At 43.7% G+C, this 14,712-nt stretch carries 12 protein-coding genes and 1 pseudogene; 6 read left to right on the forward strand and 7 right to left on the reverse strand.

The annotated features are described in order from the left end of the window. Positions 1–70: 70 nt before the first annotated feature. The gene (locus HMPREF9447_RS09995) at positions 71–1,876 is read right to left on the reverse strand and encodes an AMP-dependent synthetase/ligase (protein ID WP_044138118.1); all 1,806 of its coding nucleotides are present in this window, start codon (positions 1,874–1,876) and stop codon (positions 71–73) included. Positions 1,877–2,103: 227 nt separating this feature from the next. Here HMPREF9447_RS09995 and HMPREF9447_RS10000 point away from each other — a divergent pair, with 227 nt between their 5' ends. The 5 genes and pseudogenes from HMPREF9447_RS10000 to HMPREF9447_RS10020 form a co-directional block, all read left to right on the forward strand. After that, complete coding sequence (locus HMPREF9447_RS10000) at positions 2,104–2,766, forward strand: porin family protein (protein ID WP_009129603.1); 663 nt, start codon at positions 2,104–2,106, stop codon at positions 2,764–2,766. Positions 2,767–2,867: 101 nt separating this feature from the next. Beyond that, on the forward strand, positions 2,868–3,470 hold the full coding sequence (locus HMPREF9447_RS10005) for a porin family protein (protein ID WP_009129604.1): 603 nt from the start codon (positions 2,868–2,870) through the stop codon (positions 3,468–3,470). Between the two features lie 189 nt (positions 3,471–3,659). Then, on the forward strand, positions 3,660–4,730 hold the full coding sequence (locus tag HMPREF9447_RS10010) for a M20 family metallo-hydrolase (RefSeq protein WP_009129605.1): 1,071 nt from the start codon (positions 3,660–3,662) through the stop codon (positions 4,728–4,730). A 511-nt stretch (positions 4,731–5,241) separates the two neighbouring features. Then, positions 5,242–6,249 (forward strand): TraB/GumN family protein, encoded by a 1,008-nt coding sequence (locus HMPREF9447_RS10015; protein WP_009129606.1) that lies wholly within the window; start codon positions 5,242–5,244, stop codon positions 6,247–6,249. A 150-nt stretch (positions 6,250–6,399) separates the two neighbouring features. After that, positions 6,400–6,891 (forward strand): annotated as a pseudogene (locus HMPREF9447_RS10020) (DUF1016 N-terminal domain-containing protein); the annotation flags it as partial. A gap of 209 nt (positions 6,892–7,100) precedes the next feature. Here the strand turns inward: HMPREF9447_RS10020 and HMPREF9447_RS10025 are convergent. The 4 genes from HMPREF9447_RS10025 to dut all read right to left on the reverse strand — a co-directional run bounded on the left by HMPREF9447_RS10025 (position 7,101) and on the right by dut (position 11,294). Next, positions 7,101–8,414 carry a murein hydrolase activator EnvC family protein gene (locus tag HMPREF9447_RS10025; protein WP_009129608.1) on the reverse strand — a complete coding sequence of 438 codons (1,314 nt, stop codon included), beginning with the start codon at positions 8,412–8,414 and terminating at the stop codon, positions 7,101–7,103. Further along, on the reverse strand, positions 8,411–9,001 hold the full coding sequence (locus HMPREF9447_RS10030) for a DUF4292 domain-containing protein (RefSeq protein WP_009129609.1): 591 nt from the start codon (positions 8,999–9,001) through the stop codon (positions 8,411–8,413). Before HMPREF9447_RS10030 ends, HMPREF9447_RS10025 begins: the two co-directional genes overlap by 4 nt. Then, positions 8,998–10,749: a tetratricopeptide repeat protein gene (locus HMPREF9447_RS10035; protein WP_009129610.1), complete on the reverse strand. Its 1,752-nt coding sequence runs from the start codon at positions 10,747–10,749 to the stop codon at positions 8,998–9,000. The genes HMPREF9447_RS10030 and HMPREF9447_RS10035 overlap by 4 nt, the downstream gene beginning before the upstream one ends. A gap of 113 nt (positions 10,750–10,862) precedes the next feature. Beyond that, positions 10,863–11,294: a dUTP diphosphatase gene (dut, locus tag HMPREF9447_RS10040; RefSeq protein WP_009129611.1), complete on the reverse strand. Its 432-nt coding sequence runs from the start codon at positions 11,292–11,294 to the stop codon at positions 10,863–10,865. A 90-nt stretch (positions 11,295–11,384) separates the two neighbouring features. Here dut and HMPREF9447_RS10045 point away from each other — a divergent pair, with 90 nt between their 5' ends. Next, positions 11,385–12,713: a deoxyguanosinetriphosphate triphosphohydrolase gene (locus tag HMPREF9447_RS10045; protein ID WP_009129612.1), complete on the forward strand. Its 1,329-nt coding sequence runs from the start codon at positions 11,385–11,387 to the stop codon at positions 12,711–12,713. A 23-nt stretch (positions 12,714–12,736) separates the two neighbouring features. Here HMPREF9447_RS10045 and HMPREF9447_RS10050 read toward each other — a convergent pair whose 3' ends face one another. Further along, the gene (locus HMPREF9447_RS10050; protein ID WP_009129613.1) at positions 12,737–13,723 is read right to left on the reverse strand and encodes a GNAT family N-acetyltransferase; all 987 of its coding nucleotides are present in this window, start codon (positions 13,721–13,723) and stop codon (positions 12,737–12,739) included. Positions 13,724–13,777: 54 nt separating this feature from the next. Beyond that, positions 13,778–14,596 (reverse strand): 1-acyl-sn-glycerol-3-phosphate acyltransferase, encoded by an 819-nt coding sequence (locus tag HMPREF9447_RS10055; RefSeq protein ID WP_044137975.1) that lies wholly within the window; start codon positions 14,594–14,596, stop codon positions 13,778–13,780. Positions 14,597–14,712 lie beyond the last annotated feature (116 nt).

Genomic DNA, 14,712 nt, shown 5'->3' on the forward strand with positions numbered 1-14,712 from the left:
TAGAACTTTGCAAAAGTATGAAACGAAAACTTCAGAAAGGGGTAAATATCAATTATATTTGTGTACTTTTTTATTCTTCGTACATCTTATCTATCAATTCCTTGTAGTTCTTGGCAACCACAGGGCGTTTTAACTTCAACGTATTAGTCAGCTCTCCACGCTCCATGCTGAACGGTTCCGGCAAGAGGGTGAAACGTTTCACCTGTTCGTAGTGGGCGAATTGTTGCTGCAAGGTGTCTATGCGGGCACGGAACAAACCGAGAATTTTAGGATGCTGCAAAAGTTCCTCCATATCCTTATATTCAATGCCTTTCTCTTTGGCATATTCCTTAACGTAACCATAGACCGGGACAATAAGGGCAGACACAAACTTACGCTGGTCGGCAATAATGGCAATCTGGTCAATGTAGCGGTCGATAGCCAGCTTGGTTTCCAATGCTTGCGGACTGACGTACTTCCCGTTGGAAGTCTTGAAGAGGTCTTTGATACGTTCAGTCAGATAAAGTTGGTCGCCTTTCAGGTAACCGGCATCACCGGTATGAAACCAACCATCCTTATCAATGGCGGCAGCAGTAGCTTCAGCTTTCTTATAATAACCTTTCGTTATGGTCTTTCCACGCAGAAGAATCTCATTCTCCTCACCGATTTTCACTTCTACATCGGGCATTATTGTACCTACCGAACCTATCTCGTAGCCTGAGTTGAGGAAGCAGGAAACGGTAGCTGTTGATTCGGTCAAGCCATAGCCAACCAGCATATTGATACCTACCGAATGAACAAATTCACAGATTTCATCGGGCACGGCAGCTCCGGCAGTGGGGAAGAAATTACCGTTTTCAATACCGATAGTCTTTTTCAACAAGGCATAGACGGTCTTTTCATAGAATTTATACTTCAGATGAAGCATCAACGGCGGAGTCTTGCCTTTACGCAGATAGTCGATGTTGTGTATCTTACCGACTTTGATTGCATCCAGCATCATAGCCTTCTTCAAACCAGTTTCCTGAGCTATCTTTTCTTGTACTCCGGCATATACCTTTTCCCAGAAGCGGGGGACACTGCACATCAATGTCGGGCGTATTTCCTTAATTGTTGTTTGAATGTCTACCGGACGAAGATTGATACAAATCTGCACACCTTTGTAAATACAGAGGTATGTCCACGCTTTCTCGAATACGTGTGTCAATGGAAGAAAATTCATGGAAATATCCTGGTCGGTCATATCTACTAGACGAATATCATGAATGCGGAAAGCTTCTATATAGTTGGAATGGTGCAGCATGACGCCCTTCGGTTCGCCTGTTGTGCCCGATGTATAAAGTATATTGGCAAGGTCATCATCGGATGCACGGGAAGTGCGTTCCTCCACAATATCGTTGTTCGGCAAACCTTTACCGGTTTCCAAAAACTCATCGAAATAGATGGAAGTCATATCGCGTGGGTCGCGCACTACGGCACGGTCGAAGATAATGAGTTGCTGCAATGACTGGCAGAAACCGAATACGCTGAATGCGGCATCATATTGAAACTGCTCACCTACAAAGATATAACGTATCTGAGCATCATTAATGATATATTGCGCCTGTGCAGGTGAACTGGTAGCATACAGGGGTATGGTCACCGCACGGTTAGCAAATGCACCGAAGTCCGCATACAGACATTCGGGCTTATTCTGGGAGAATATTCCTATATTTTCTTCTTCTTGCACTCCTAACTCTACGAGTGCATTCGCAACTTGTCGTACCGTTTGTGAGAATTGATTCCAAGTGATGGGTATCCATTGCGACGTTTCGTAATCTCTATATTTCAGAGCCACTTTGTCGCCATACTTCTCTGCCCGGCGATGCACAAGGACAGATAAATGGTTATTAATCATATTATTCATTAATTGGTAAATACGGTACAAAGGTAGTGGTTTCATTTGAAACTATTTCTATATTGAGAATTAAATATTTAGTATATACTTCTGTAATATTAGTACTATCTTACTATAAAAAGAGATAGTTACTCCATATTTCCGTTCGTTTTTCTAAAGGAACTGAAATATATGTATATATTTGCAACCGATAATTTATTTAATATCAACGCAATTACTCAACTAACATGAAAAAGATTCTAGCATTAGTCGCCATATTGGCGATAGGTTTAGGGAGTGTCAACGCACAAGAGAACCTCAGATGGGGTGTTACGGCAGGTATGAACAACAGCAAGTATTCCAATGATTTTTTGAATAGCAAAACAGGCTTCCACGCAGGAGTAAAGGCAGAGTTGGCATTGCCACAAGTAGCCGAGGGAGTTTACCTTGAGTTCGGCGGATTATTGACCTTGAAAGGTGCCAAATGGGGTTACGGCTCATTGGTAGACATCAAGTTCAATCCCTATTATCTGGAAATCCCTGTACACATCGGATACAAATATGCCATCAATGAAAACTTTGCCATCTTTGGAAATGTAGGTCCTTATGCCGCTATCGGTCTATTTGGTAAAGTGAAAGCCAAAGTTGATTTATCTGGTGCCGGTGGAAATATAGATTGGGGAGAATGGGGAGAGATAGATCCCAGCAAAATAAAAGGAGAAGAATCTGAAAATATATTCGGAAGCGATGGCCTGAAACGTTTCGATTTAGGCTTAGGGCTCAAAGCAGGCATTGAGTTCAATAAGAAATACCAGGTTACCATCGGCTACGACTGGGGATTTATTGAAACGGCTGACAACAGTGACTTGAAGAACCGCAATCTGATGCTTTCTTTAGTCTATATGTTCTAAACATCCACTTAAGCTACTGATTACATCTTTTGTTTTCAATATCTTGAGCAATTTAAATATCTCTGTATTTACACTATACAAACCAATAAAAACTTAATGACATGAAAAAAGTATTAGTAATGTTCGCAGTATTGGCGATAAGCTTCGCCAGTATGAATGCACAAGAAAATCTCAAATGGGGTGCTACGCTCGGTATGAACTCCAGTAACTTTTCCAGTGATGGCTTCAGTAGTAAAATAGGTTTCCACGCTGGAGTCAAGGCCGAACTGGGATTACCACAAATTGCCGAAGGAGTATATCTTGATTTTGGGGCACTGTTGTCACTGAAAGGTGCAAAAGTAAACTATGGTTCTTACGATATCAAGTATAATCCTTGTTATTTAGAAGTTCCCGTACACATGGGTTACAAGTATGCAGTGAATGAAAATTTTGCTGTTTTCGGTAATGCGGGTCCTTATTTAGCCATTGGCCTTTTCGGTAAAGCCAAGAGTGATGGCAGCGGAAAAAATATATCTGAAAATGTTTTCGATGAAGACGGGGGCGGAATGAAGCGCTTTGACCTCGGCCTTGGCTTGAAATTCGGTGTTGAATTCTGCAAAAAATATCAGGTTGCCTTCGGGTACGATTGGGGATTAATAGACAATGCCGATCATATAGACAACAAGAATCGCAATCTAATGCTTTCTTTTAGCTATATGTTCTAAGAATATAAAATGATTTGAAAAAGAGTGCCTATCACGCCCTTTTTCTTTTCCACACTTCCCCCTTCCACACCTCCGGGCTCCTTTATTCATCGGTAGCAACGGGTGGAAGGGGTATTTTTATCCTGTCGATTTAGCAGATTTCAGTATTTATCCGTAAGTTTGCATCCCAATAATTTAACTGATTGAGATATGACTTACGATATACCCACCATGGTTTCTGAGGCAACCGGAGTTCTTAAGTCTCTGGTTGCTATCCCTTCCCTTAGTCGCGATGAAGAAAAAGCGGCGGATTATCTACAGAACTATATTGAGTTGCAAGGCATGGCAACCGGACGAAAAGGTAATAATGTATGGTGCCTTAGCCCGATGTTCGACCTGAATAAACCGACTTTATTATTGAACTCGCACATCGACACAGTGAAAGCCGTAAATGGCTGGCGAAAAGACCCGTTTACCCCGACAATGGAAAGTAACGGAAAGCTATACGGACTGGGTAGCAACGATGCAGGTGCAAGTGTAGTCAGCTTGTTGCAGGTTTTTCTGCAACTCTGCCGCACGTCACAGAAGTACAATCTCATTTATCTGGCTTCCTGCGAAGAAGAAGTTTCCGGGAAAGGTGGCATTGAGTGTGTATTGCCCGAACTACCTCCTATCAGCTTTGCCATTGTCGGCGAACCGACCGAGATGCAACCCGCCATCGCAGAAAAAGGATTAATGGTGCTGGATGTAACCGCTTATGGCAAAGCAGGACATGCCGCACGAAACGAAGGAGATAATGCTATATATAAGGTATTGGAAGACATCGCCTGGTTTCGCGACTACCAATTCGAGAAAGTTTCCCCACTGCTGGGCCCTGTAAAGATGAGCGTGACACAAATCAATGCAGGTACACAGCATAATGTCATTCCCGACCGCTGCACCTTCGTTGTAGATATTCGTAGTAACGAGTGTTATAGCAATCAGGAACTATTTGCAGAAATACAAAAACACATTTCCTGTGAAGCCAAAGCGCGTTCTTTCCGTTTAAGTTCTTCTCACGTAGAAGAGCAGCACCCGATAGTGCAACGTGCCGTTGCCATGGGACGTGTTCCTTTCGGCTCCCCCACCCTTTCGGACCAGGCTTTGATGTCATTTCCTTCTTTGAAAATGGGACCGGGAAAGAGTAGCCGCTCCCATACGGCAGATGAGTTCATCTTCATAAAGGAGATAGAAGAGGCAATCGGACTGTATCTTGAGCTGTTGGACGGAGCTACCTTATAACACTTAATCAATTATACAGAAGCCGCTTACAGTTTCCCCATACCAAGGAACGACAGTTTCTAAGGCTGGGAACGCGCGTTTCCTCTAATGGAAACGACAGTTTCCAAGCGTAGGGAACAGCAGTTTCCACGATAGGAAACGAGCGTTCCTATTAGGAGAAACCGTCGTTCCCATTAGAGGAAACGCGCGTTCCTATTAAGGGGAACCAACATGAAGTGACTTATACAGAAAACGGTTGTTGCTTTCTGTAGCTACTTACTAAATAAGTTGTCACAAATAATCATTACAGACTAAAAAGGTGGCCATACAATAAAGACAAACCGCCCTTCCACCCGCTAACTCCTATGCATAAAGGAGTGCGGGAGCGTGGAAGGGGGAGGAATTGGTAAATAAGGTACTTATCACTTGTAGCTACTCCCAAACTATTCCGTAATACTTTCCATGCGATTTTCCTGAATAATCACCTATTTTCATTACTTTTGTAAAAATCACCCCATGAACTACTACTATTATGAAAAACCAAACTTTTCTTTTATTATACATCATCCTCTCTTACTGCACAGCAGCATCAGCCCAACAGGAGAAAATATTTCATAGTTATGATTCTTCCGTAAAAACACAATCAGAAGGCGGCTGGTTATGGAAAATATCAGGCAATGGCCTCACTCACCCTGCTTATCTATTCGGAACATATCATGGCTCACCTCACATTCTTTATGGATATGTGGATAGTATTCCGGGATTTCGTCAAGCCTTCGACGCTTGCAGCCAATATGTAGGAGAAGTAGCCTATAGCAACGATTCCACCTCTTTCTTTTCCAATGCCAAGTTGCCCGTAGACACAACTTACTACGATTTACTAAATGAAGAAGATTATCAGCTCGTAGACTCAACATTACGCCACAAAATGAATGTACCGCTACATCAGATGTACCTAAAGCCAGGGCATCTGACTATGCTTTTTGGACAAATAGATGACATCATGAAGTTAAAGAAAGCAGGATATTCAGAATCACAGATAGACAGCATCCACTCTCAGCTAATGGATGCCGTATTAGAGAAGAAAGCCAAAGAAAGAGGATATACAATCAACGGGTTGGAAACGGTCTCAGAACAACTTGAAATGATAATGCCCGGAGATTTAAAAGAAAATGCAACTGCATTGGCAGAATACTGCCGGAAAGAAAAAGAGAAAGACAAAGAATATACACAATTTCAGGCTTTAACCGATACTCTTGTAGAGGTATACCGTTCACAAAGCATGAAGCGCCTAATCGAATATGAGATTCAGATGGATGCTTTCTATCTTAGCACTTCTCCCTATATACAGGAAATAGCCATACATCAACGACAAGTATTACTGAAAGCCCGGAACATGAACTGGATAGCCAAACTCACCGGACTCATAAAAGATAAGCCTACCTTTATTGCCGTCGGCGTGCGACATCTACCGGGAGAAAACGGACTAATCACTCTCTTGCAAAAGGAAGGATACAAAGTGGAGCCTGTTGATATGTGAACAGGAGTTCAAGGAGAGTATGTTAGGTTATCATCTCATACAGAGAAATACACCCGTGCAGTAGATAAGCTGAAAGAAGAAGCTATTAATAGTCTACCCGAATTAAAACTTTGATAATAAAAGTAGTAACTTTGCACAAAACGCCAAAATATGAACTTTGAATCATTAGTCAGTCATATCAGTACCATTCAGGACACACTGCAAGCGCAAGCTGCACACTCTGTCAATCTTGCATTAACCTCACGTAATTGGTTAATGGGGTGTTATATTGTTGAGTTTGAGCAGCATGGTGAAGATCGTGCCGCCTATGGCGAACAACTTTTGAAGAAGTTAGAAAAACGATTGAATATCAAAGGACTAAACGAACGCAGGTTCCGGGAGTTCAGACGCTTGTATCTTGTTTATCCACAGCTAAAAGAAGAGGTTTTAGGCTATGTCATATCGGGTTCGGAGATTCGGCACTCGTTGACTGCCGAATTCACTGCACCAATTCGGCAGATAGCATCCGCCGAATTGATAAATATGCAGAAATGGATGATACCTGCTGATAAACTATTCAACAAACTCACTTACTCTAATTTAACCTTAATCTCAGCAATTGATAATCCAGTCAAGCGTGCTTTCTATGAAATGGAAACTTTAGTAAAGTACGCTACAGCAGGATTAGACCCTAATATTTTTGTACAGAAATATATGGTTCAATTACCTAGCGAGGAAAAAATTAAGAAATTCATTTCAAAGGAGATTGAATATTAGAACAAAAGTTTAACACTTCTTCCTCCTTCAAAAAGAAGGATACAACGTGGAACCTGTTGAAGTAAAGCAATAATCTTTCAAGAGGGAATTTACAATTAGCGATTCAGCCACGGCTCCGGATTCAGTTTTTCCTTCTCCTTCCTCAACTGGAAGTGCAGCACCGTTCGTCCATTGTCCGCTCCATCCGAAAATATCTGGCCAAGGGACTGCCGAGTAGTCACCGTGTCACCCGTCTTGACAGATGCAGAAGCCAGATTACAGTAAACGGAAATATAATTTCCGTGACGGATAAGGATATTGAAAAGACCATTCAATTGGAAGACGGCAGCCACCTTTCCGTCGAATATGGCACGCGCCTGTGCACCAGGCTTACCCTGGATATCGATACCCTTATTATCCAATTTCACATTGCGAAGCCCTTCTACAGAGTATTGTCCGTAACGGCTCGTAATGATATATGGTCCAGTGATAGGCATTGGCAATTTACCACGATTGCTGACAAAGCTACCGGATAGTTCCCGGTCTGCCTTATCCATAGTATATGCTTCAAGAGGAGCTGCCTTTTGGGTAGCAGTTCCGGAAGATGCGGTGGTCGGTTTACTCTTAGTTTCTTTTGAGGCGGCTTTCTTGCGGGCAGCAGCTTCTTTACGGGCTTCTTCTGCTGCACGTTTGCGGGCTTTTTCTATTTCTTCGGCTATCAGGCGGTCGATACGGGCGTTCAGTTGGTTGGCTTCCTTACGTTTTTTGTTCAGTTCGTTCTGCAAACCGCGCTGCTTCTTCTGTAAGTTGGCAACCAATGTCTTCTTTTCCTTTTCCTGGGCTTCCAACTTTTCCTTTTCAACTTCACGCTCTTTCAGCAAACCGGCTTTAGCCTTCTTTACCTGTTGAAGTTCCGTTTTCTTTTGGTTGACTTGTTCCTGCTTTTTCAGAATATCTTCTCCTTGAAGACGTTGATAGTCGGCATATTCGCGCACATAACGCAGACGACGATAAGTTTGAGAGAGAGTCTTTGCGGAAAGAATAAACAGAAGCTTGTCCTGAACGGAACGATTCTTATATAGGTATTGGACGGAAGCTTCATACTTCCTTTTCTTATCTTTCAGGTCATTTTCGAGGCGGACCAACTGGCGCTCCAGTTTGGATAGCTCACGGTCGATGGTCTCCATGTCATTATTGATGGCAAGGATGTATCGTTTCCGCTCTTCTATCTGTCCGGTGAGAGCGGCAAGTCCGTTCAACTGACTGCCTACATCTTTCTTTGTAGTGTTCAAAAGGGTTTCCGACTCGGCTATTTGCTTTTGCAAAGCGCCCCGCTTACTTTCCAAATCCTTAATCATCTTGTTGGATTGGGCACAAAGCGGCATAGCCAGACAGAAACAACCTATGAAGATACAAAGAAACTGTTTCATAACTTCGCCAGCATCTCTAAAAGTTCAGTCCATTCTACCTTTGCATAGCGGGAAGACACTTGGGTAGGTGTCAGGGATAGCTCTTTATTCGAGAAATCCGAAAGAACGATTTTCCCTTTCTCCAATGAAGGAATACCCAGTTCTTTACCCGTCAAAGAGGTTTTCCCTCCGGGTTTGGAAGCATCAAAAAGCATCTTTTCCAAATGAGCGAAGTCCGCCTTCTTAGGCAGGATGTCTTTCAGTTCCTTGCGTGAAGCCTGCACGTAACGCTTTCCCATACGGTCTATCACCAACACATCATCAGGGGTGATTTCCAGACGGGCTATCTCGCTACGGATAATCGGCATAAGGAAAGAAAGCTGCATCCGCTCACCGCTAATAAGTTTCATGGTGCCACTCACCGTAATTGAACCATCCTTAGTAGGAATGGTCAACTGCACTTTAGACGACAAGTAACGGGATTCTCCCAGTGATGAGGTTGCTTTCCGGGACGTTTTACAACCGGAAAGCCCTACCACCAAACTCAGGAGAAGTAGGAGGGGCAGGATACGCCCCACAGTTTTGTAGTTGCAGTATAATGCTTTCATTCTGGTATATATTTCTTTTTCTCAATCTTCTTCTTCAGCATTTTGGACTTGCTACCCATTTCCAGGGCTTGCTTCCAGTACTTCAATGCACCATCCACATCACCGGTCATATAATAGATGTCACCGCAATGCTCTACAATGGTGTCGCTCTCATCGCCCTTATTCTTCATGGCATCGTCTATGTAGAGGCGGGCTTCGGCATAATTGCCTTTCTCAAACAAGATCCAGGCATAGGTATCCAGATAAGTGGAATTGCTCGGCTCGGCTTTCACCGTCTTATAGCTCATTTCCTCCGCTTTGTCCAGATCGCGACGCTCCAAAGAGAGATAGTAGGCATAATTGTTCATGGCTCCGATGTTTGCTGAATTGTAAACCAATGCAGAGTCATAGGCGGCATAGGCTTCAGCATTCATCTTTTTCGTGTGGTAAACATCACCCATAATGGCATAGAAGTCCGAGACAACCTCTTTCTTGCTGTTCTCTGTGATATTCTCCAGTGCTTTCTTGCAAACGGCAAGTGCATCGTCGGTCCGTTCTGCCTGATTATAAGCTATGGCAAGATAGAAATAGAATTCCAGCATCTCGGGATTAGACTCAACACCAGCTTCGCACAAGCGAATAACTTCTTTATAGTCTTCTTTGCTGACAGCTTCACCAAGAAGCATCATGCGGGCAGCAGTATTGGTAGGGTCAATATCCAGAACCTGTTCCAATACCGGAAGCGTTTCTTTATTCATCTTCTTAGAAAGAAGGTATTGGGCATAGAGCATTGGCATCTGCGCATCGTCCTGATCTTGTTCCAAAATACGGTCGAACAGAGTAATGACGCGGGTACTGTCTTTGCCTGCCCGTTCACTCTCTATCACAAACTGTCGCATGACGTTCAGCTTCGTGTCCGAAGGAACTTTTTTGTTCAGCAAGAGAGTGTCCAGTTGCTGTTCATAGAGTTCTTTCTGTCCGGTCTGCTCATAATAGGAAGCCAACGAATACATAGCCATGGCATTATCCGGCTCGGCTGCAAGCACTTTCTTATACAGATTATAGGCTTCTTCCTTTTTGCCGTTCTGCATATAGACATCACCCAATACCACCTGATAACGCACATCCATCGGATACTCTTCTACCAGACTCTCTATCTCACGAAAAGCGCTCTGGTTATCTTTCATCTGCAAATAGATACGGAATTTCTCCATACTGAGTTGCTCGTTCTTTCCCATCTTCTCTTCCAGACGGTTCAGAGTAGAAATCACCTTTGCATAGTCTTCCAGACTGTTGTAAATCTCAAGCAAGCTGTACAGCGGGTCCATCTTATCCGAGAAACGGGTTGCCATGCTTTCCAGCAAATCGGTAGCCTTCTGCATTTCATTCTGTTGCTGATAAAGAGTTGCCAAGCCTTGGCTATACCAGTAATTACCAGGGTCATTCTCCACAGCCTTTTCCAAAGCTGCCTGTCCCTGGGGAACCTGTTTGAGGAACATGTAGTATTGCGAGATTTCATACAGAGCCGACGAAGCGTTCGGATTAATAGTCAGGCAATGCTTCAACAAGTCGAAAGCTGCACCATAATCCTTTTGCATCTTTAAGCGGGAAGCTTCCAGAAAGAAATAATCGTATTTACGCTGTTCTTCAGGCGTAAGTACAACCTGCGCCTTGGCTCCTTTTCGCAGCTTCTTCCCTCCTTGGCGGGAAGTACCGCACGATATGAGTACCGCGCACAATACGAAAAGCGATAATATCTTAAATTTCATTTTCATTCTCATTTAATTCAGAACACAGAGACACTGAGACACAGAGCTTATTGTTCTAATTATTACTCTTCACAAAGACTCCGTGCCTTTGTGTCTCTGTGTTCAATCATTTTTTATACGCCCGTATGACCGAAACCACCGGCACCACGCACTGTTTCATCCAGCACCTCCACTTCCTGCCATGCAGCCTGTTCGTGGCGTGCTATCACCATCTGTGCAATGCGCTCCCCGTCTTCTATCACGAAAGTTTCCGACGAAAGATTTACAAGAATGATGCAAACTTCACCACGGTAATCGGCATCGATGGTTCCCGGAGAGTTCAGCACCGTGACACCTTTCTTGATAGCCAGACCACTACGCGGACGAACCTGTGCCTCGAACCCCGGAGGCAGGGCAATATATAGTCCCGTAGGTACCAGGCAACGCTGCATCGGAGCTAACGAAATAGGTTCTGAAAGATTAGCACGGATGTCCATTCCTGCGGACAGTTCGGTAGCATAAGCCGGAAGCGGATGTTTCGATTTATTAATGATTTGTACGTTCATATTCAAGTCGTTTACTATATTAACGGGCGAAAATACGGAATTTGAAGCAAAATAATGATACATTTGCAGTTAAATAATAACAAAGCAACCATGATGAATTGGAATACCCTCATATCTGCCAAACGTTTCGGACTGGAAGAGTTTCACCAGGAACGTCACGAAAACCGTTCTGAATTTCAACGTGACTATGACCGTCTTGTTTTTTCAGCCCCTTTCCGCCGTTTGCAGAACAAAACACAAGTTTTCCCCCTGCCGGGTAGCATTTTCGTACACAATCGCCTGACGCATAGCCTGGAAGTTTCCTGCGTGGGGCGCTCTTTAGGGAATGACGTAGCGAAAGCCATACTTGCCCGCCAACCCGAATTACAAAACTCATATTTGCCGGAAATAGGTTCCATCGTATCGGCAGCCTGCCTGGCGCACGATTTAGGAAATCCTCCTTTCGGACACTCTGGCGAGCGCGCTATCTCCACTTTTTTTTCTGAAGGCAAGGGCATGACACTGGAAAATCAATTGCCTGCTATGCAATGGGAGGACTTGACACACTTTGAAGGAAATGCCAATGCATTCAGATTGCTCACCCACCAGTTTGAAGGAAGGCGCAAAGGGGGCTTCGTTTTGACTTACTCCACCCTTGCCAGCATCGTAAAATACCCCTTTTCATCGAGTTTAGCAGGTAAAAAGTCAAAGTTCGGCTTCTTCACGACCGAAGAAGAAAGCTTCCGCCGGATAGCAGAGGAGCTGGGTATGAAGAAGCTGAATGATAATCCCTTGAAATATGCCCGTCACCCGCTCGTCTATTTGGTAGAAGCAGCAGACGATATCTGCTATCAGATGATGGATATTGAAGACGCTCATAAGCTAAAGATACTTACCACCCGGGAGACACAGGATTTACTTCTCTCCTATTTCCCCGAAGAGCGCAAAGCGCACATGCTCAAAACTCTGGACTTCGTAAGTGACGTCAATGAACAGATTGCCTATCTGCGTTCCTGTGTCATTGGCCTGCTGATTCAGGAATGCACCCAAGCCTTTCTAAACAATGAAGAACAGATATTGGAAGGGGAGTTTGAAGGAAGCCTCATCAAGCACATCTCCGAACTACCCGCCAACGCTTATAAGCACTGCGCAGCCATCTCTCTGGAGAAGATCTACCGTTCACGGGATGTGCTGGACATTGAACTCGCCGGTTTCCGCATCATCAGCACCTTGCTCGATCTAATGATTGATGCCGTCCGTTCACCGGAAAAGACTTACTCGCAGTTACTCATCAACCGGGTATCCAACCAATATAACATAAAAGCGCCCGTACTCTACGAAAGAATACAGGCGGTATTGGATTACATTTCCGGTATGACGGATGTCTACGCACTCGATCTTTACAGGAAGATAAATGGGAATAGTCTACCGGCGGTATAAGTAGCGCCGAAGACAGCACTTCTTTATCTACTCGGAAAGAAAACCTTATTTGCTCCGGAGGTAAGTTTGCAAGCCTCCGGTTCATTTTCTATAAACGACTGGATGTGGCGGATACGCTTTTCTGCCAGAATTTCGTCTACAGCAATCAGGATACCGGTTTCTTCCACATCACCAAAACCATAGTTAATGGCGGTGCCGAACATACGCATCGTAGGGCTCAGGCTCATATAAGCATTCACCAACGGAGGAATGTTATAACCTAACTTGCGTATCTCGCAATTCAGTATCTTATAGTCTTCCTTAAAGGTATCCTTACAGAATAAAGCAGCCAAATCTTCCTCATTAGCTTCCATTTCCAGCGGTTTCATCGGAGTAATCAGGCAATCCTTATCCTCAAAATGCTTCTTCAGAAAATAAAGAATCATGTCCCGTCCCTGACGATGATAGCTCGGATACATAGTCACCTTACCGAAATAGTACTTTACATTGGGCATCACTACCGTCAACGCACCTAAACCATCCCATAGATTATCCAACGCAAACAGTCCTTTACTACCAGCACGGGTAGACTGATATTCTACCGTAACAAACGAACGCCCTAACTCAATAGTGGTAGGAAGATACTCTTTCAGGAACTTTTCAGAGAAGTTGAACATATGGGCTGTAGCCAGTATAGGGGCACCATGTTCGTCGTACTGAACATCCGTACCAAGGATATAACGGTAACCACCTAATATTTCCTCCGCTTCCGGATTCCAGACGATCAGCTGTTTATAAGGATTCTCCATGATATCATATTCATCGATATCCAGTGGTTTCCCAGTACCGCCGCCTGCCGCACGAAAAGCAACCTCACGCAAACGTCCGATTTCTTTCATAATATTCGGAGAGTCCTGAGCTGTAATGATATAAATCTGATTATGACTCTTATTCGTCATACGCAGACGCTTTTCCTCAGTCAATTCCGCCTTCAGAAGTTCCTTGCTTATAGGTTCAATAATCTCTTCCATATTTTTTTGTTAGTAGTTCTTTAATTCACTTAATCACCTTGTCACTTTACCGCCCTATAACTTATATACGATGTCTTTTACATAAGCCGCCCATTCGGCAGCAGTCTTCGATTTATCGAAAGTCTGCCAGGGTATGGGTTTCCCTATGGTGACAGTAAACGTTTTATGGCGGTTCTTCAGCATCTCATCCGCAAGATAGAGCATGGCTATGTTAAATTTGATGCCCAGGAATTTGCAAACGTTAGCCAAATTATAAAAAAAGTTGGAATTACGACCTTCGAAATGGATGGGCACTACATCACGTTGGGCCTGCACGCTCTTTACAATGAAAGTCTTTTTCCAGTCCAAGTCGCGGATCACTCCATTCTGGCGACGGGAGCACAATCCGGCAGGGAACATAATTAACTGGTCGTTTGATGCAAAGCCGGCTTCCACCATTCTCGGAAAGTCTTTTGCCTGTTTGCCCGTCTTATTAATAGGTATACAAAGCGGAGCCAGTCCTTGCAGGTTCATCAGCAGGTCATTGACCATATACTTCACCTTACCATTGTAGAAAGACCCCAGCACATAACCCAGAGCCACACCGTCTTGGCCTCCCAACGGATGATTGGAGACAAAAGTGTATAGCCCTTCTTTCGGCAGGTTTTCTTCTCCCTTTACCACTATGTTGGCATCAAGAAATTCCAGACAAGCTTTCAAGAAATCCACGCCCATCTTATCTCTCGACTCGTACAGGAAAACATTCAGCTCTTCCTGATGAACGATTCTTTTCAGATAAGAAACTACGAACTTGGGGATATACTTATAGTACTTCGGAGCCTTTTCCCGGAGCACTTTATCAATATCAATCAAAAATAAAGAGTCGTCAGCCATTCTTTTTAAGATGAAATGATTGCGCAAAATTAACTCATCTTTTTAATTATACGCAATAAAATAGTCGAAAACTGCACCCGAAAACAAACAAAAGACGCCCAAAAACTATCAATTGA

It is taken from the genome of Bacteroides oleiciplenus YIT 12058, from assembly GCF_000315485.1.
In the GTDB taxonomy this organism is placed as follows: Bacteria; Bacteroidota; Bacteroidia; order Bacteroidales; family Bacteroidaceae; genus Bacteroides; species Bacteroides oleiciplenus.